The organism is uncultured Sunxiuqinia sp. (genome assembly GCF_963974515.1).
Lineage (GTDB): Bacteria > Bacteroidota > Bacteroidia > Bacteroidales > Prolixibacteraceae > Sunxiuqinia.
In genome coordinates, this window is sequence record NZ_CAXBDD010000029.1 from 1 (window position 1) to 19,147 (window position 19,147).

Annotated in this window: 19 protein-coding genes and 1 pseudogene; 1 reads left to right on the plus strand and 19 read right to left on the minus strand. The window is 43.6% G+C overall.

Annotation, left to right across the window (positions count from 1 at the left end; translation table 11 throughout):
• The 10 genes from AAC033_RS08750 to ettA all read right to left on the minus strand — a co-directional run.
• The coding region (locus tag AAC033_RS08750) for an MBOAT family O-acyltransferase (RefSeq protein ID WP_339737131.1) at positions 1-923 on the minus strand (923 nt) is incomplete at its 3' end.
• Entirely contained in the window at positions 916-2,292 is a 1,377-nt protein-coding gene (locus AAC033_RS08755; RefSeq protein WP_339737132.1) for a hypothetical protein, read from the minus strand. The genes AAC033_RS08755 and AAC033_RS08750, both read right to left, overlap by 8 nt.
• A 69-nt stretch (positions 2,293-2,361) precedes the next feature.
• Positions 2,362-3,978 carry a transglycosylase SLT domain-containing protein gene (locus AAC033_RS08760; protein WP_339737134.1) on the minus strand — a complete coding sequence of 539 codons (1,617 nt, stop codon included), beginning with the start codon at positions 3,976-3,978 and terminating at the stop codon, positions 2,362-2,364.
• 12 nt (positions 3,979-3,990) lie between these two features.
• Positions 3,991-4,599, minus strand: a complete 609-nt coding sequence (locus AAC033_RS08765) for a DUF5683 domain-containing protein (RefSeq protein WP_339737136.1) — start codon at positions 4,597-4,599, stop codon at positions 3,991-3,993.
• Positions 4,600-4,683: 84 nt separating this feature from the next.
• Entirely contained in the window at positions 4,684-5,556 is an 873-nt protein-coding gene (locus AAC033_RS08770; RefSeq protein WP_339737137.1) for a ParB/RepB/Spo0J family partition protein, read from the minus strand.
• 15 nt (positions 5,557-5,571) lie between these two features.
• Entirely contained in the window at positions 5,572-6,372 is an 801-nt protein-coding gene (locus AAC033_RS08775) for an AAA family ATPase (protein WP_339737139.1), read from the minus strand.
• Positions 6,373-6,491: 119 nt separating this feature from the next.
• Positions 6,492-7,490: a bifunctional ADP-heptose synthase gene (locus AAC033_RS08780; RefSeq protein ID WP_339737141.1), complete on the minus strand. Its 999-nt coding sequence runs from the start codon at positions 7,488-7,490 to the stop codon at positions 6,492-6,494.
• Between the two features lie 71 nt (positions 7,491-7,561).
• Entirely contained in the window at positions 7,562-10,033 is a 2,472-nt protein-coding gene (gene priA, locus AAC033_RS08785) for a primosomal protein N' (protein WP_339737143.1), read from the minus strand.
• A 182-nt stretch (positions 10,034-10,215) separates the two neighbouring features.
• Positions 10,216-11,382 (minus strand): OmpA family protein, encoded by a 1,167-nt coding sequence (locus tag AAC033_RS08790; protein ID WP_339737145.1) that lies wholly within the window; start codon positions 11,380-11,382, stop codon positions 10,216-10,218.
• Between the two features lie 237 nt (positions 11,383-11,619).
• The gene (gene ettA, locus AAC033_RS08795) at positions 11,620-13,305 is read right to left on the minus strand and encodes an energy-dependent translational throttle protein EttA (protein ID WP_339737147.1); all 1,686 of its coding nucleotides are present in this window, start codon (positions 13,303-13,305) and stop codon (positions 11,620-11,622) included.
• 140 nt (positions 13,306-13,445) lie between these two features.
• On the opposite strand from ettA, the gene AAC033_RS08800 reads away from it, so the two are divergent.
• The gene (locus AAC033_RS08800) at positions 13,446-13,811 is read left to right on the plus strand and encodes a response regulator (protein WP_339737149.1); all 366 of its coding nucleotides are present in this window, start codon (positions 13,446-13,448) and stop codon (positions 13,809-13,811) included.
• A 338-nt stretch (positions 13,812-14,149) separates the two neighbouring features.
• Here the strand turns inward: AAC033_RS08800 and rplQ are convergent.
• The 9 genes and pseudogenes from rplQ to rplO form a co-directional block, all read right to left on the minus strand.
• Positions 14,150-14,500 (minus strand): annotated as a pseudogene (rplQ, locus tag AAC033_RS08805) (50S ribosomal protein L17); the annotation flags it as partial.
• A gap of 6 nt (positions 14,501-14,506) precedes the next feature.
• The gene (locus AAC033_RS08810) at positions 14,507-15,499 is read right to left on the minus strand and encodes a DNA-directed RNA polymerase subunit alpha (RefSeq protein WP_339737152.1); all 993 of its coding nucleotides are present in this window, start codon (positions 15,497-15,499) and stop codon (positions 14,507-14,509) included.
• Between the two features lie 19 nt (positions 15,500-15,518).
• A complete protein-coding gene (gene rpsD, locus AAC033_RS08815; protein WP_339737154.1) occupies positions 15,519-16,127 on the minus strand; it encodes a 30S ribosomal protein S4 in 609 nt (202 codons plus the stop codon).
• Positions 16,128-16,147: 20 nt separating this feature from the next.
• Entirely contained in the window at positions 16,148-16,537 is a 390-nt protein-coding gene (rpsK, locus tag AAC033_RS08820; protein ID WP_053187516.1) for a 30S ribosomal protein S11, read from the minus strand.
• An 11-nt stretch (positions 16,538-16,548) separates the two neighbouring features.
• Positions 16,549-16,926, minus strand: coding sequence for a 30S ribosomal protein S13 (rpsM, locus tag AAC033_RS08825; RefSeq protein WP_339737158.1), 378 nt, complete (start codon positions 16,924-16,926; stop codon positions 16,549-16,551).
• 27 nt (positions 16,927-16,953) lie between these two features.
• Positions 16,954-17,070 (minus strand): type B 50S ribosomal protein L36, encoded by a 117-nt coding sequence (gene ykgO / locus AAC033_RS08830; RefSeq protein ID WP_082326576.1) that lies wholly within the window; start codon positions 17,068-17,070, stop codon positions 16,954-16,956.
• A gap of 11 nt (positions 17,071-17,081) precedes the next feature.
• Positions 17,082-17,303 (minus strand): translation initiation factor IF-1, encoded by a 222-nt coding sequence (gene infA / locus AAC033_RS08835; protein ID WP_053187509.1) that lies wholly within the window; start codon positions 17,301-17,303, stop codon positions 17,082-17,084.
• Positions 17,304-17,346: 43 nt separating this feature from the next.
• Positions 17,347-18,690, minus strand: a complete 1,344-nt coding sequence (secY, locus tag AAC033_RS08840; protein WP_339737166.1) for a preprotein translocase subunit SecY — start codon at positions 18,688-18,690, stop codon at positions 17,347-17,349.
• Positions 18,691-18,694: 4 nt separating this feature from the next.
• Positions 18,695-19,141 carry a 50S ribosomal protein L15 gene (rplO, locus tag AAC033_RS08845; protein WP_339737168.1) on the minus strand — a complete coding sequence of 149 codons (447 nt, stop codon included), beginning with the start codon at positions 19,139-19,141 and terminating at the stop codon, positions 18,695-18,697.
• Positions 19,142-19,147 lie beyond the last annotated feature (6 nt).

Genomic DNA, 19,147 nt, shown 5'->3' on the forward strand with positions numbered 1-19,147 from the left:
AGGCTGGACGCCTGGTAAGGCGCGTTGAAATTCACCGGAATCTTGAAGCCCAGGATCAGCGCCAGCCCAATGGCGATGTCGGTATAGCCCGAGAAGTCACAGTAAATCTGGATGGAATAGGCGTACACCGACAGTAGATTTTCCAGTCCGGAATAGGCCAGCGGCGCCTCAAAAACCCGGTCAACAAAGTTCAGGGCCAAAAAGTCGGCAATCACCATTTTCTTAAACAGCCCCTTGGTGATCAGAAAAATGGCGTGGCTAAACTCCTCCCTTTTCAAGCGAAATTTCTGATACAACTGCGGAATAAACGACGATGCCCGGACAATCGGACCCGCCACCAACTGAGGAAAAAAGCTCAGGTAAAAACTAAAGTCAAGCGGGTTTTTCACCACTTCGGAATCGCCACGAAACACATCAATCAAGTAGCTAATAGCCTGGAAGGTGTAAAACGAAATTCCGATCGGCAACAAAATTGACTGCTCGTCTACCACATCGCGGGCCACCTGGTTCAGCAGCCAGCCAATCCAATTGAACACCTGGTAGTCGGTTTGAAACAACTGGTTAACCGTATCGATGAAGAAATAGGTGTACTTGAAATAGCCCAAGATGAGTAAATTCAACCCAACGGCTAAAGTCAGCCACAGGTGCTTGCTTTTGCGGCGGGTAACCAACAAGCCAAAGCCATAGTTTGCCAGGCACGAAAAAGCCAGCAGCGCCAGAAAAGCGCCACTCATCTGGAAATAAATAAACCAGCTGACCACCAATAAATAGCCGTTGCGCAGCGGATTTTTCCGATACACCAGCGAGTACACGCCCAGCACAAAAGTGAAGGCGATCCAAAAGGCCAATCCCGTGTAAAACAGTGGTTCTTCCGGCCGGTACTGCCAGATGCTTTGGATGATATCGCTCAGGCTCTCAATCATGGGCAAGCGTATCAGTTATGGGTTGCAAAACCTCCAGAAGGATCCGGGCCAATTCCTGACCTACCACTTCGGCACCTTCGTCCGAAAAATGAACGTAGTCTTTCCGCCCCAAGGCCGGCGATGCGTTTACCCAACGACTCATGGCGCCCTCCCCACCCATAAACGCCTGCAAATCCCAAAAGGCCGCGTGGTTGTACATGGCTATTTCGTACTGAATTTGTTTGATGACGGGAATATTGGGGTAGGAAATAAACTGCCCGTCGTGCATCCGAGCCATATCCGACACCCCGATAATCAGGATGGGAACTTCGGGTTGGATTCGTTTCAGGAAATCGATTTGCCGTTGAAAATACTTGCGAAAGTTGGGGTAATCGTCTGCCTGAACCGGCACCAGGTTCACCCCAAAATGGAGTACAAACAAGCCCACCTTAACCTGTCCAAGCATTTGGGCGATGGCCGCCTGATCCGATGCTTCGAAGGTTGGGTATGACAAGCCCCGCAACGCGATGTTGTCGACTAACACGCCAGAGCCGGTTTCGAGCGACAGGCCGGCAATGTTCAGGCTGTCTTTCGCCGCAAAGTCAAAGCGAATATCATCGGGAGTACGGTTAAACTGGAAATCAAGGGTCGCCAATTCGTTTTGTGGAATCAGGAAGCCGGAGTAAATCACGTCGCGCCCCTGCATAACAGTCACCAGGCAGCTGTCTTTGGCGGTATAATACAATTTCATCAACTGGTAATCGGGGCCGGGATTGAGCCTCCGGATCCGCCGGATTCGGAACCAACCTTTCGCATTGACAGCCGTCAGCAAAGCATTTTTAAACAGTAAGCTTTCGTTGATAAAGTCTTTATCCTGAAAGGTTTTAATCTCCCAGTTTTTCGAAGTTTCAATAATCAACTTGTGACGGGTGTTGTAATACAAATCCAAAGGTACAAAGCCCGGACCACTGCCAGCGAACTGCTCCTGTAGTTGCTGGCGCAAGGCCGAGGTAATGCGGTCATTCTCAATTTGTGAGTCCCCAAAATACACTACCCGAACCGGCAAGTTCGCATGTGACGCATGCTTTAGCTGATATGCCAACCCTTGAAGGCGGAGGGAATCATCCTCTGCAAAAACCAGAGGAACAGGATGAAAAAGCCCTGCTTCGGCCTCCTGTACAAGTGGCGCTCCGGCCAGCATTGAGTCTGGTTCGGAAGCGGCCAAAGTATCGTCTTCGGGCTCCGGAATTTCGTGCACCGCAACAGGCAAAGGTTCCTGAATAACAAGAGCCGAAACAGGCATGCCTTCTTCCGCTCTCAATAACAAAAGGAGAACCGAAAAAACAGTAAGCAGGATTAAAAAGTATAAGAATTCCCGAACTGGTGTCATGATCCGATTTTAGCTGCCGAATAAAAGTAAAGTTAAAATCGGGTATCTGCAAACGCCTGAAAAACTTCCTTATCCCCGGGGTTGAATTTTCAATTTCTGCCCCACCTGTAGCTTATTGGCATTGCCTATGTTATTCCATTTCAGGATATCGTTGTTGGACACTCCGGGGAACTTGCGGGCAATCGACCACAAGTTGTCACCCCTGCGCACCGTGTACAAAACAAACTCGCCGCTGGCTGTCGTCTGTACCTGAGCGCTTGCGTTAGTGACCGGGGTTTTTCTTTTAAAGGATTGCTTTTCAGAAAAACTCATCCTGTTCACGTCTGCGTAAAAATCGGCTTGTCCCTGCGGTACGTAAACCGCCAGTTTCTGCCCCACCCGGATCAGGTTGTTGCGAATATTGTTCCAATAGCGCAGGTCGGAAGTTCGCACCCGGAACCATTCCGAAATATACCCCAAGTTATCGCCCGATTTGACCGTGTAATACAACTTATCTTTCCCTTGGATATCGGTTGGATAAGCCGTTGTACTGCTTTTGGGGTTGATGATTTCGTTGTTCGGAAAATACTTGTCGCGATTCAAGGCATAAACAGCTTCTTCGTTATCGATAAAACTGGCTACCATTTCAATTGGAATCTTCAACACGTATGGTTTATCTTTCTTTGCAGGAATAATGTCCATGCGGTATTGCGGATTCAGCGCGCGAAGCGCTTCAACCGGTGTGCCGGTCACTTCGGCTATCTGATCAAAATGCAGGTAACTGTTGATCATGATCGTATCGGTTACAATCGGAAAATCAGGATAACGGGGACTCAGGTTGTGCTGATGATAGTTGGTCATCACGTATGCCGCAGCGATGAAAGCCGGCACATAACCGCGGGTTTCGCGAGGCAAACGGTAGTAGATCGCCCAATAATCGCGCTCGCCACCCGAGCGGCGGATCGCCTTGTTGACATTTCCGGGTCCGCAGTTGTAGGCCGCAATCACCAAATGCCAGTTTTTATAAATCTTGTACAAGTCCTTCAGATAAAGCACCGCTGCCTCTGTTGCCTTCATCGGATCGCGACGTTCGTCCACGTAGGTACCAATCTCCAGCTTGTACATTTTACCCGTTCCGTACATAAACTGCCACAAACCAACGGCATTGGCCCGTGAGCGGGCAACAGGATTCAAAGCTGATTCGATGATTGCCATATACTTCAGTTCCATCGGCAAATCGTGCTTGTCCAGCATTTCCTCAAAAAGGGGGAAATAATAACTCGCCAACCCAAGCATCATTTCCACCTGGTCGCGTCGGCGCTGTGTGTACAGTTCAATAAAATTCCGCACCGTTTTGTTGTACGACAAATCCACGTAAGACTCAATTCCCTGAAGCCGCTGTATATACACCGAGTCGGGAATTGAAACAAGGCTGGCACTGTCCAGAAGTTCTTCCGCTACCGGCATTTCAAACGCATTTTGCATGTACCACGAGTTCAATAAACTATCGATCTTCGCCGCAAAAATATCATTCAGGTTTTCGTCGGGTATTTTATATTTCTTGTGGTACCCATCCACACTATCCAAAGCAATCACTTCAATGCTTCTGACTCTCTTTATATCTTCTTTGTCAAAACGATCAGCAAATGCGTTTTGAACGACACTACTCACCAAAAAAACAACGATTAAACCAATTAAATTCTTCATATCCCTCTCCCTTTAAAATCTTATCCTACAATGAATTCCTACTAATTTTCTATCCATACAATAAACCGGCCCGGGTATCCATCTCATGGTTAAATCATCACCAATATCAAAATTAAAAAAATGCGCGTCAACGCTTGCATCAATGATATTGAGCGCATAAAACGCAGCGGTTGAGATGATAACCAAATCCCGGTTCCTTCGTGAATAATCCTTCGCCCGCTGTAGAGCGGTTGTAAACTGCTGCGTTTGTCCGTCCCACCGACCTTCAAAGTTCAAATCTTCAAACGAATTGGTGTTCGGGTCATCATCCACAATATCAGCATAAGCCTGCCGGTAAAGCACATACTGATCATTATTCCAGTCGATAAAATAGGCAAATGCGCCAAAGCCTATATAAATCAACGGAACTTTCCAATATTTCTTGTTATAAATTTGCCCCATCCCCGGCAACACAGCCGAATAAATCGTTGCTTTTCGTGGCGAATGTTCTGGTTTTTCGGCCGGAACTGACTCGCCGTCAGCCGCTATTTGCTGGGCAGACGCAACAAATCCTGTCAATAAGAACAGGAATATAAACAGGGCTGTTATGGTCAGAGACCAATTTAGTTTTCTTTTAATCACTCGAATACCTGGGTATTAAAGACTTGAAATCCGATAATCAGTTTTAGGCACTTTCACTATCGTTAATGTTTTTTTGAAATCAAATTAGCCATTCAATTTATCCAGAATACCAATAATTCGTTCCAGGTCTTTTGATGAACCAAACGGAATAACGATTTTTCCCTTTCCTTTATTGTTGAGTGAAAAATCGACCTTTGTTTTAAAAAAACGGCTTAAATGCTCCTGTAATTCTCCGTATTCTTCCGGATGCTTTTTCTTTGGAGCCGATGGCATCACTTTCTTCTCCGAGCTATTAAGCTGCCTGACAAGTTCCTCGACCTTACGAACCGAAAAGTCATGTTTCAGAATCTCTTCATAAATCGCTAACTGATCTTCCGGAATCTGAATATTAACCAATGCCCGGGCGTGTCCCATCGAAATGGTTTTATCCACAATCCCTTTCTGAATCGCCGCTGGTAATCGCAGTAAACGAAGGTAGTTCGATACGGTTGACCGTTTTTTACCCACACGGTCGCTGAGACTTTCCTGGGTCAGTTTGCACTCATCAATCAAACGCTGATACGAAAGCGCAATTTCAATGGCATCCAGGTCTTCACGCTGAATATTTTCGATCAGGGCCATTTCCAGCATGCCTTCGTCGTCGGCTTTACGAACGTAGGCGGTGATGGTTGTCAAACCGGCAATTTTTGATGCCCTGAAGCGGCGTTCACCGGCAATGATCTGAAATTTCCGGTCATCAACCTGTCGAAGGGTAATCGGTTGAATAATGCCAATTTCCTTGATCGAAGCAGCTAATTCATTTAGCGCTTCTTCATCAAACTTTGTCCGGGGCTGAAACGGGTTGGCTTCAATTTCGTCAAGCGCAATCTCGCTAATCGACGAATCCGGGCCGCGATCCCGACCCGCATCATCAATCAGGGCGCCAAGCCCTCTACCCAATGCATTCCTTTTTGCCATTATTACGCGAATTATTTATTCGATTACTTTTTCAGAATTTTTAATTTTTGTCAAATCATTCTTTTGCAAAATCTCACGAGCCAGATCCATATAATTTTCCGAACCACGCGAGTTGGCATCGTACAAAATAACTGGTTTCCCGTAACTCGGGGCTTCACTAAGCTTGATGTTTCGTGAAATCGTTGATTCAAAAACCATATCACCAAAGTGGGTTCGTACTTCTTCGAGCACTTGGTTTGAAAGGTTCAGCCTCGAATCATACATGGTCAGCAGAAAACCTTCAATCTCCAAATCAGGATTCAAACGGGTTTGAATGATTTTAATTGTATTCAGCAATTTCCCCAATCCTTCCAGCGCGAAATATTCGCACTGAACCGGAATAATAATCGAGTCGGCTGCGGTAAGCGAATTAACCGTGATCAATCCCAGTGAGGGGGAACAGTCAATCAAGATGAAATCATAATCGTCACGGAGTTTTTCGATAACCACTTTCATCACCTTCTCACGGTTGGGCAAATTGAGCATTTCAATTTCGGCACCAACCAAGTCAATGTGCGAGGGGATCAGATCCAAGCCTTCAATTTCGGAGTTCAAGACGATCTTGCGTGGATCAATATCATCTACAATACATTCATAAATGCTGGTTTTTACATTCCTCACATCAAATCCAATTCCTGAAGTAGCATTTGCCTGAGGGTCAGCGTCAATAATCAACACTTTATATTCCAAAACTGCCAGACTGGCCGCTAAATTAATCGCTGATGTTGTTTTTCCTACGCCCCCTTTTTGGTTGGCTAGTGCAATAACTTTTCCCATAGTTTTCTCCTGATTTTCGCTGAGTTCCAAAGTTAATATTTTATGGATAAAATGACCGAGGAATCACAAATTTATCTTGTGATCCGGCTTAATCCTCTGATTCCAAAAGCCTTAATTTACTACGACATTTCAATCTTACAGGCTTCCATCTTAAGTCGTTCACAATCAATAGGTACAACTCCTGATTTTTCACAAACCAAACCACCTGCCAAGTTAGAAAGCTGTGCCATAAAGCGGGTTGGCATACGGGCAGCCAAACAAAGGCTGGCTACCGCAATCACCGTATCGCCCGCCCCGGAAACATCGGCAATATCTCGAATTTCGGCTGGGAAATGACTCTGAGTGGCGCCATTGCTGATGATTACGCCAAGCTCTGATAGCGTAATAAAAATCACATCCAGCTTTTTTTCCTGTTTAAACTTTTCGGCTGCCTCCAAAATTGATTGAAAATCGGCTTTATCAATTGAAAAACCGAGTCCTTCCTTAAACTCTTTAAAGTTGGGTTTGAAAAGATCAACATGGCTGTAATTGTTGAAGTTTCGTTTCTTCGGATCAACAGCGATCAAAATCCCCTTGGAGCGAGCCAGCTTGCTTATACTTTCAATCAACGTTTTTGTAATGAGTCCTTTATCGTAATCAACAAACAAAATGAGATCGAACTTCTGCTGCTCCATCAGTGACTCTATACGATCAAAAACAAGCTGTTCTTCGTGGGCCAAAATCAATTCGGTAGTCTCCTCATCCACGCGTACAACCTGCTGTCTGCCACTCATAATCCGGGTTTTCACGGTTGTCTGCCTGCTATCAGAGCGCAAAATTCCGATATCAGTCATGCCACTTTTTTGAAGCAGTTGCATGAAAATATCGCCTTTGGGGTCAGTTCCCACCATGGAAACTAAAACAGGAGTTGCTCCTAAAGATTGAAGGTTAAGCGACACATTGGCAGCTCCACCAATCCGGTTTTCCTGACGCCCAACTGTGACAATCGGAATCGGCGCCTCCGATGAAATTCGATCAACAGTTCCCCACAAATACGAATCAACCATCGCATCGCCAACCACCAGTGCCCTGACGTTGGAAAATTTATTAAAGACGTCTTCAACTTTAAATTTCTCCACGCTGATACTCATTTTAACGCCTACAAAAGTAGTAAAGGAATTTGAAACTTGAAATTTGGAATTTCAGCGAATTACATCGGATCAACATCGGCATAAATAACCAGACCTGTATTGTTTGGGAGTGATTTGACCTGATCGATCGCATCCATCAGCATCTTTTTGCTCTGATCCAAGACTTTGTTCTTCTCAAGTTTTAACCAGATCTCTTTCTGATACCAGTTCTGAATCCGCCCAACAACCGGGTATTCCGGTCCAAGCACCCGGTTTCGAAATTGTTTACGTAACAAACCCGCCAAGTGGTTGGCTCCCATATCCAGTCGGTCGCGATTTTTGTGTTTCACCACGATCTTAATCAACCGAAAATAAGGAGGATAACGAAATAACTTGCGTTCCTGCATTTGCCTATTAAACAACTGGATAAAATTGTTGTCAATCACTTCCTGCAGCACTTCATGACTGGCTTGCGAGGTTTGAATCACCACTTTCCCCCGCTTACCTTTTCGTCCGGCGCGGCCACTCACCTGGGCCATCAACTGGAACGAACGCTCAAACGAACGGAAGTCCGGGTAGTTCAATAATTGGTCGGCATTCAAAATGCCCACCACTCGCACATGATCAAAATCCAGTCCTTTGGTTACCATCTGCGTTCCAACCAAAATGTCGATCTGGCGATTTTCAAATTTGTAGATGATTTGCTCGAACGAACGTTTGGCCCGGGTGGTGTCCAGGTCCATTCGAGCAATACTGGCCTCGGGAAAAAGAAGTCCTAACTCCTCTTCTATTTGTTCGGTACCAAAACCTTTGGTTTGAATGTCTTCGGAATGACACGCTCCACAATTTGCTGGCAAAGAAGAGGTATGTCCGCAATAATGACACACCAAGCCCGATCTGAATTTATGATAGGTCAAGCTCACATCGCAATTCATGCATTTCGGAATCCACCCGCAGGTTTTGCACTGCACGTAAGGCGCGAACCCTCGCCGGTTTTGAAACAAAATAACTTGTTCTTTGTTTTCTAGCGCCAATTTCACTTCTTCATACAAAAGGGGAGTGAGCAGCGATTTCATTTGCCTTTGGCGTGTTGCTTTCCGAATGTCAGCCACCACAATTTCAGGCATTTCAATTCCTTGGTATCGTTCATTTAACTCGACCAAGGCATATTTATTCAACTTAACGTTATAGTAGCTTTCAAACGATGGTGTGGCCGTTCCCAGCAAGACAGGTGCCTGGTGAATCTGCCCCAACACCACCGCTAAATCGCGGGCATTGTAGCGCGGCGCCGGATCAAATTGCTTATAACTATTCTCGTGCTCCTCGTCCACGATTATAAGCCCCAGTTTTTTAAAAGGTAGGAAAACAGCAGAACGGGCTCCTACGACTACCTGATACGAATCTTTCTTATCGTGCAAAATATTAAACCAAATTTCCACCCGTTCTGCATCGTTAAATTTAGAATGGTAAATTCCCGCACGATCACCAAAAGCCCGTTTTAGGCGCGTAATCAGCTGAGACGTCAATCCGATTTCAGGAACCAAATACAACACTTGTTTCCCTTCGTCCAGGACTTCTTCTATCAGTTTGATGTAGATCTCAGTTTTTCCGCTGGAGGTCACACCGTGCAACAGAACCGGCCGATTGGATTGAAAAGCTTGCTTGAGTTCAAGCACAGTATTTTCCTGCGCTGTATTCAAGTCATACAGAAATTGATCAGCCAAATGATTCATTTTAAGCCGTCCAATTTCGACTGATTCACTCACCAGAATCTTCTTATCAATCAAGGCCTTTAACACCGCATCAGAAACACCTGCCTGTTCCAGCAACTCCTTTTTCGGAAGGCTGTGTCTTGGTTCATGATGAAACACGGTTGAGCTTAAAAAGTATGCCAACAATTCGGATTGCTTCCGGGCCTTTTTCACTCCTTCGACGGCCTGCTCAATTTCGGCGGGAGAAGAAATCTCCTTAGACAAACGAACCATGGAGACGGTCTTCGGCTTGTAGCTCTCCTTCAACTGTTCTTCCATTAAAATGGCGTTTTTTTCAAGGAGAATCTTTAGGGTCGCATACGATGATTTCTTACCCAAAAATTGGTTAATCTCGCGGATATTGGCCTGCCCTCTTCCCTGAAGCATCAATAACAAAGCTGTTTCTTCACCATTCAACTCCCCGGTGATCTGAAAGTTTGGGTTGGGGCTAACATTCGACTGGCTCTCCAATTTCAACGCTGAAGGAAGTGCCGCTTTATACACTTCGCCCAATGAGCAACAATAGTAGTTCGCCACCCATTCCCATGCGATAATCTGCGCCTGATTAACAATGGGCTCCTGATCCAGAATGGCATCAATTTGCTTTAACTCAAAATCCCCTTCTGGGACTTGATCATGTAGACGAAAAACCAAGGCCGAAAAAAACTTACGGGCCCCGAACTGGACAACAACACGGATTCCAACCTTCATATTGGGCTCGAACCCGGGAGCCACGAGGTAGGTAAATTTGTTGTTCAGCGGCAAGGGTAATATGACATCGGCAAACATTTGAACAGGCATAGTACAAACATCGGAATTTTTATTCGTTCTGAAGAATAACTCCTCTTTTTAACCCCGTAAATTTGATTGTCGGTCTACGCATCAGTTGGAGTACCAATAAAAAACCCCAAAGCCGAAACTCCAGGGTTTTAATGATTATCTATTTTTTCTCGATTCTCTATTTCGCAGAAGGACAGCGATGCTTATCGAATGCTGAAAGTAACTCTCCGAGCCAATTGACGCGCATTTGGCGAGCCTTCATCAACACTTGTATCTTCACCACGACCTTCGGTGTTCAGTCTTGATTTTTCAATACCAGCCTTAACCAGTACATCCGCTACAGCTTCTGCTCTTTTGGTTGAAAGCTTTTTGTTGTAATCCTCCGGACCTTTTTCATCAGCGTATCCCACCAAGTTGACATTGACACCTGGATTCTTTTTCATGTAAGTACGAAGAACATTGATGGCATCAGTAGCTCCTTTGTCAATTTCTGAACTATTGAAATCGAAGAAGATGTTCACATAACCTTCATTAATCAACTGCTCAATCATGTCAACTTCTTTGTTGCTCAGTCCATCAACCTTACTATCAAGTTCATCAACTCTTGTATTCAGCTTATCATCACCCTCCTGGACTTTCTTAGCATCTTCAGCACGAGACTTTTGAATCTGCTCTTCCAATGCTGCAATTCGCGAATCCAGCAGCGCAGCATACTCATCACCACGAACAAACCAGTCAGCATGGGTTTCGTTTTTTCCTAAATAATAGGAAATTCCAATGGTACCAGTAAAAACAAATGGTTCATCATTTCTCGTTACACGTCCATCGAATGTTCTGTTTTGCCGTCCATTGTAGCCCATGGAACCATCAATATTCAAACTTACCCGGTCTGACAATTTAGCCATTCCAGTAAAACCAGCCTTTGCAGTTCCGACGTGGTCACCATCTGAAATATTATCATAATCCAACCAACCCACTCCCAAACCAGCGTGAGCCAACAGGTTAAATGTTTGCGTCCAGGTCTCAAAATGCAGCAGACGCCCAACACCAACAACACCCTGAACATCAAACTGATACTGTTTGGTCGTAAAATCCATCAGGCCATCCTTTTCTTGGAAATTATTATACCCAAGCCCAGCTTTCACACCAAAAAACTCATTAAACATATATCTGGCACCCAGTTCGCCTGATAAGAAGTCGGGAGTAGCAGTTCCATACCCCGGAGCCATATTTCGGTAAGGCTTAGTTAAGCCAATACCAGCATCGATAGACCAGTGATTGAAATCGGGTTCGTCCGAATTGGCGTTTTGCGAGTAACTAACGCCAGAAACGAGAACCGCCAGTGCAATAAAAAGTAATTTTTTTCTCATAACTAAATTATTTATGTATTGTTTGTTGTAATTAAAAACTGTTCAATAATCGAACCATAAATCATCGAAAAACAAAAATTCAGCATTTTTGATTGCTTGATAGGCCCATATTATTAATAACCATAACAATGGCTTCTTACAAATATATGGTTTCATTTGGAAGTTGCCAATAGTAAAATTACGTTTTTTCTATTTTCTTGAGCATTTTACTCATTCATTTACAGACCATAAAAGAACCTATTTCAGCAATTTTTTATATTTAATTCGGGTTGGTCCTTCATCACCCAGTCGCTTTTTCTTGCTTTCTTCGTATTCCGAGTAACTACCTTCAAAGTAATAAACACGTGATTCACCCTCAAAAGCAAGAATATGAGTTGCAATCCGGTCGAGAAACCAACGGTCGTGTGAAATAACAACCGCACAGCCTGCAAAGTTTTCCAAACCTTCCTCTAAAGCCCGCAGTGTATTTACATCAATATCGTTGGTCGGCTCATCGAGCAGCAATACGTTACCTTCTTCTTTGAGGGCAATTGCCAAATGCAGCCGGTTCCGCTCTCCGCCCGATAACACTCCGCACTTCTTTTCCTGATCAGCCCCTGAAAAATTAAAACGTGAAACATAAGCCCTTGAATTAACCTGCCTGTTTCCCAGCTGCATAAGATCAGTTCCGCCCGAGATGACCTGATAGACTGTTTTATTTGGATCAATGGCAGCGTGCGACTGGTCAACGTACGCAATTTTAACTGTTTCGCCCACGTGGAACGTTCCCTTATCCGGTTCAAGCTGTTTCATAATCAACTTAAACAAGGTCGTCTTACCTGCGCCGTTGGGACCAATTACGCCCACGATCCCATTGGGGGGCAGCACAAATTCGAGGTCTTCGAAAAGCAAACGTTCACCAAATCCTTTTGCAACGCCATGAGCTTCAATCACCTTTTCACCCAAGCGAGGACCATTAGGAATGAAAATTTCAAGCTTTTCTTCCTTTTGTCTTGAATCTTCACTCATCAGTTGGTCATAGGCATTCAGACGGGCTTTGGCTTTAGCATGACGGGCTTTGGGAGCCATTCGTATCCATTCCAATTCGCGTTGCAAAGTCTTCTGTCGTTTTGACTGCTGCTTCTCTTCCTGAGCCAGTCGTTTCGATTTTTGCTCCAGCCATGAGGAATAGTTTCCTTTCCAGGGAATTCCTTCCCCTCGATCAAGCTCCAGTATCCAGCCAGCAACATTGTCCAGAAAGTAGCGGTCGTGGGTGATACAAATAACTGTTCCTTTATATTGCTGCAGGTGCATCTCAAGCCATTGGACCGATTCGGCATCCAAATGGTTGGTTGGCTCGTCCAAAAGTAACACGTCCGGTTCCTTCAACAATAACCGGCATAGAGCTACCCGACGCTGCTCTCCCCCCGAAAGTTCGCTCACCAACTGTTCGCCAGGAGGACATCGCAAGGCATCCATGGCTCGTTCCAATTTTGCATCCAGATTCCAGGCATCATAACGATCGATCTTCTCTTGCAACTTTGTTTGTTCAGCAATCAAGGCATCCATCTTATCCGGATCATCCAGCACCTCAGGTTCACCAAATTTCAAATTGACTTCTTCATAAGCTTTGAGCACATCAACAACCTCTTGCACACCCTCTTCAACCGTTTCCTTCACCGTCTTCGACCCGTCAAGATGAGGTTCCTGCTCTAAATAACCAACAGTATATCCTGAGGAGAATACAACTTCGCCTTGATACGACTTCTCCAATCCGGCGATTATTTTTAAAAGGGTCGACTTTCCAGAACCGTTTAAACCAATGATTCCAATCTTCGCTCCAAGGAAAAATGATAGCGAAATATCCTTCAGTACTTGTTTTTGAGGTGGAAAGGTTTTACTCACCCGGTACATTGAAAAAATTATCTTCTTATCGTCTGCCATTTTATGTATGTTTCAGTGTATTAAAATCCAAACCATTGAATCAGCTACCGTAAGCCAATTTCCAGTTAGCAAAAGTAAGGGAAATTCAAGACATATATCGCTAACTTTATCCGTGTATTTAATCGTTAAAATAAAAAGATTTGAAAATTCTAGTTGTAGACGATAATCCGATCAATCTCAAATTTTTATTCTATTCGTTAAGGAATGACTATGAAATTGACATGGCCAGTGGAGGTGATGAGGCTTTACGATTGACCAAAGCCACGAAGTACGATTTGATTCTGATGGATCTATGGATGCCGCTGATTGATGGGGCTGAGACAACCAGGCAAATACGGTCACTGAATAGCAATATCAACAACAACACGCCCATTATCTTTTGCACCACAAGCAGTGACGATACCGACAGAAAACGATGCTTAACATTTGGTGCCAACGACTATCTTGTCAAACCAATACAAGTTAATCTGCTGAAAGAAAAACTAGACCATTACCTGGCTTTTTGAAAGTCCGGGACTCTTGCATTCGTGAAAAAAAGAAGAGCTGACCCCAGGGTCAGCTCTTTCATTTTAGATCATTCTGATAAACATTACTATTGTGCTTTCTTCTCTTCGTCATCAGCTTTCGTCTCATCCTGCACGGGCTCTTCAGTTTTCACCTCCGTAGCAGCGGCTTCTTCCTTATTCGGTTCTGCAACGACTTCTTCAGCGTTGGTTTCTTCAACCACTTTTTCTACTTTCCCCGGAGCAGGAGTTACCGTAGTTTCCTTAGTTTTAGCACCACCGCGACGCGAACGACGCTTCTTCGGCTTATCTTCTTTAGCCGACAACAAGTTCTCGTTGTAATCAACCAATTCGATAATACACATTTCAGCATTGTCACCTAAACGATTGCCTGTTTTCAGGATACGGGTGTATCCGCCTGGACGCTCGCCTATTTTTTCTGCAACATCTCTAAAAAGTTCTGCCACTGCAGTTTTACTTTTCAACATACTGAAAACAATACGACGTGAATGAGTTGTATCATTTTTTGCTTTTGTAATAAGCGGTTCAACATACATCTTCAGTGCTTTAGCTTTTGCTACCGTTGTAGTAATCCGCTTATGAAAAATCAGTGAATTTGCCATATTTGACAGCATGGCCTTCCGATGAGCACTCTTCCTTCCAAGATGGTTGAATTTTTTATTATGTCTCATTTCTGCTTATTCCTTGTCAAGTTTATACTTACTTATATCCATTCCGAATGTCAGGTTCATGCCATTCAACAGGTCATCCAACTCAGTCAACGATTTTTTACCAAAGTTTCTGAACTTCAGCAAGTCGTTGCGATTGTATGTAACCAGTTCTCCCAAAGTTTCAACATCGGCTGCTTTCAAGCAGTTGAGCGCACGGACTGAAAGGTCCATGTCAACCAACTTTGTTTTTAACAGCTGACGCATGTGCAATACTTCTTCATCAAATTCTTCGTTTGCAAATTTCTCATCTGAATCCAATGTAATTTTTTCATCAGAGAAAAGCATAAAGTGATAAATCAGGATCTTTGCTGCTTCTTTTAAAGCATCTTTTGGGTGAATTGAGCCATCGGTACTGAGATCAAGAACCAACTTTTCGTAGTCAGTCTTTTGCTCAACACGATAGTTTTCAACGGCATACTTCACATTTTTAATTGGTGTGAAGATGGAGTCAATCGGAATTATACCAAACTCAGCATCTACAGGCTTATTCTCGGGGCTTGGAACATAACCTCGCCCTTTGTTGATTGTTAATTCCACCTGCAATTTAACATCAGCTTCCATCCGGCAAATTACCAATTCAGGATTAAGCACCCTGAATCCGGTCATAAACTTGTTGATGTCGCCAGCAGTAAATTTATCCTGACCACTAATTGAAATAGAAACTTTTTCGCTCTCAAAATCTTCAACTTCACGTTTAAAACGAATTTGCTTCAGATTCAAAATGATTTCAGTAACATCTTCCATCACTCCTTTAATGGTTGCAAATTCATGATCAACGCCATCGATTTTGAGGGTTGTTATTGCATAACCTTCCAAAGATGATAACAGGATCCGACGGAGAGCATTGCCGATTGTGATACCATAACCGGGCTCCAATGGACGAAATTCGAATTTACCGAATTTCTCATCAGATTCGACCATTATTACTTTGTCAGGTTTTTGGAACGCTAATATTGCCATAATAATACTGAGTAATTTATTATTTAGAATACAACTCTACAATCAGTTGTTCTTTGATATTTTCAGGAATTTCTTCCCGTTCAGGGCGATTTAAAAACTTACCGCTCATCTGAGCACCATCCCATTCCAACCAAGCGTATTTGTTGTAGCGGTGTGAATTCAAGGCACCAGAAATTACTTCCAATGATTTTGATTTTTCACGTACGCCAACGATATCGCCAGGACGCAGGTGGTATGAAGGAATATTCACCAATTCACCATTAACCGTGATGTGTTTATGGGTAACCAATTGTCGTGCACCTGCTCTTGAAGCGGCTAAACCAAGACGGAAAACGACGTTATCCAATCTTGCTTCCAGTAGCTGGAGTAGTACCTCACCGGTAATACCTTTGGATGCTGATGCTTTTTTAAACAGGTTTGAGAATTGCTTCTCCAATACACCGTAAGTATATTTCGCCTTTTGCTTTTCCATTAACTGAACACCGTATTCAGATTTTTTACGTCTGCGGCCAGTTTGCCCATGCATACCTGGCGGGTAGTTCTTTTTTTCAAGTACTTTGTCAGGTCCGAAAATTGGTTCACCAAATTTCCGTGCAATTTTTGTTTTGGGTCCTCTATATCTTGCCATTACTTTTCCGTTAAAAAATATTAAACACGTCTTCTTTTCGATGGGCGGCAACCATTGTGTGGCAATGGTGTCACATCAACGATTTCACTCACTTGAATACCCACACTGTTAATAGCTCGAATAGCGGATTCGCGACCGTTTCCGGGGCCTTTCACAAATACCTTTACTTTTCTGAGTCCGAGGTCATATGCAGTTTTTGCACATTCTTCAGAGGCTACCTGAGCAGCATAAGGTGTATTCTTTTTCGATCCTCTAAACCCTTTTTTACCTGCCGATGACCAAGAGATCACTTCTCCGTTATTATTGGTCAGGGAGATAATAATGTTATTGAATGAGGAATGAATATGCGCTTGACCGATAGCTTCAACAATAACAACTCTTTTCTTACTGGAACTTGTCTTTTTTGCCATAATTCTATTAATTATTTAGTGGCTTTTTTCTTATTAGCTACAGTTTTCTTTCTTCCTTTTCGTGTACGGGCATTGTTTTTAGTGCTTTGTCCGCGAACAGGAAGACCGATACGGTGGCGAATACCACGGTAACAACCGATATCCATCAGTCGTTTAATATTCAACTGGTTTTCAGACCGAAGTTCTCCTTCAACCTTGAAGCTTTCGTTAATGGTATTCCGGATAGCAGTGAATTGATCATCTGTCCAATCCTGTACTTTCAAGTTTGCATCAACGCCAGCCGTAGCAAGGACTTTGTTTGCACGACTACGGCCAATACCATAGACATAGGTCAGTGCAACTTCTCCTCTTTTATTATTAGGAATATCAACTCCAACAATACGAGCCATAAATAAATTTTTTACAAAGTTAATTAATTATCCCTGACGCTGTTTGAACTTTGGATTCTTTTTATTGATCACGTACAAACGGCCTTTTCTGCGTACAATTTTGCACTCGGCACTGCGCTTTTTTATGGATGTTCTTACTTTCATTATTTCGTACTTTAATTTTTATATCTAAAAGTAATCCTTCCTTTGGTTAAGTCGTAGGGAGACATCTCCACTTTGACTTTATCTCCTGGAAGAATTTTGATATAATGCATACGCATTTTACCAGAGATATGTGCAGTTATCACGTGCCCGTTTTCAAGTTCTACCCTGAACATGGCATTTGATAATGCTTCAATGATTGTTCCGTCTTGTTCTATCGAAGGCTGTTTTGCCATAAAAAATTTGAATTTTAAATTTTTCCTGCTTGCTTTTGTCCTGTTACATCATTGAACCTGCCCCGCCGGTACGTCCCTTTATGCGGCCCGATTTCATCAAACCATCATAGTGACGCATCAACAAATGACTTTCAATCTGCTGTAGCGTGTCTAAAACAACACCAACCAAAATCAACAACGAGGTCCCGCCGTAAAAGTAGGCAAACTGGGTGTTAATCCCGGCAATCATTGCAAAAGCAGGCAAAATAGTTACAATACCCAGAAAAATCGATCCGGGCAGTGTAATACGAGACATAACTGTATCCAAGAACTCAACGGTTCTTTTCCCGGGTTTAACCCCTGGAATGAACCCACCATTCTTCTTCATATCTTCGGCCATTTGAACCGGGTTAATTGTTATTGCCGTATAAAAATACGTAAACAATATGACCAGCACAAACTGAGTGAAGTTATACCAAAACCCGGTATGATCGGCAAATGCAGCCGCAAAGCCGCTCACACTTTCGGAACTGGTAAAACCGACCAGACTGATTGGAACGAACATGATTGCCTGCGCAAAGATAATTGGCATAACTCCGGCGGCATTCACTTTTAACGGGATATACTGACGAACTCCTCCGTATTGTTTGTTGCCTACAATTCGTTTGGCGTATTGTACCGGAATCCGACGGGTACCTTGTACCAGCAGGATTGTTAGCATAAACACCACGAATAAAACAACAAATTCAATGAGGAACATGACCATACCACCACCTTGTTGTTCGAGCCGGGAAATAAACTCAGCAAAAACAGCGAAGGGCAGGTTGGCAATAATACCGATCATGATAATCAGTGAGATCCCATTTCCTATTCCTTTATCGGTTATACGTTCTCCCAACCACATCACAAACATGGAACCGGCAGTCAGAATAACGGTCGATGTTACGGTGAACATCGCACCTCGCACTGCAAATGCCGAATCCGGTAATTGAAATGTTAAGTTGGCCAGATACGCTGGTGCCTGGAAAATCAGAATCACAACAGTCAGATAACGCGTTATCTGGTTGATTTTTCGTCTTCCTGATTCACCTTCTTTTTGTAATCGTTGGAAATATGGGACGGCTATTCCCATCAACTGAATCACAATCGAAGCTGAAATGTAAGGCATAATCCCTAAAGCGAAAATAGATGCGTTTGAGAATGCTCCCCCTGAAAACATGTCCAGTAACCCCAGCAACCCATCTGAAGTTTGGTTTTTCAATTCGCCCAGCTGTGCCGGGTCAATACCAGGTAATGCAACAAACGATCCTAATCGGTATATCAAAAGAAAGAATAGTGTAATTCCCAACCGGGACCTCAAGTCTTCAATCTTATAAATATTCTTTAGGGTTTCGATAAATTTTTTCATCAGGTTAGAGTGTTTCTATGGTTCCTTCTAGTTTTTCAATAGCAGTTTTGGCTGAATTTGAAAAAGCATGTGCTTTCACTTCCAATTTCAGCGTCAATTCGCCATTTCCTAAAATCTTTATGCGGTCGTTTTTATCAGCCAGACCGGCATCAATGAATGTTTGCACATCAATAGCAGAAAGATTTTTTTTCTCTGCCAGTTTTTGCAAAGCATCCAGGTTGATGGCTTTATATTCTACCCTGTTTATGTTTTTAAATCCGAACTTGGGTACCGCGCGTTGCAAAGGTAGTTGACCACCTTCGAACCCTCTGGTACGGCTATATCCTGATCTTGACTGTGCTCCTTTATGACCTCTGGTAGATGTACCACCACGTCCGGAACCTTGGCCACGACCAATACGCTTGTCTTTTTTTACGGATCCTGCTGCAGGTTTAAGATTACTTAAATCCATAATTTT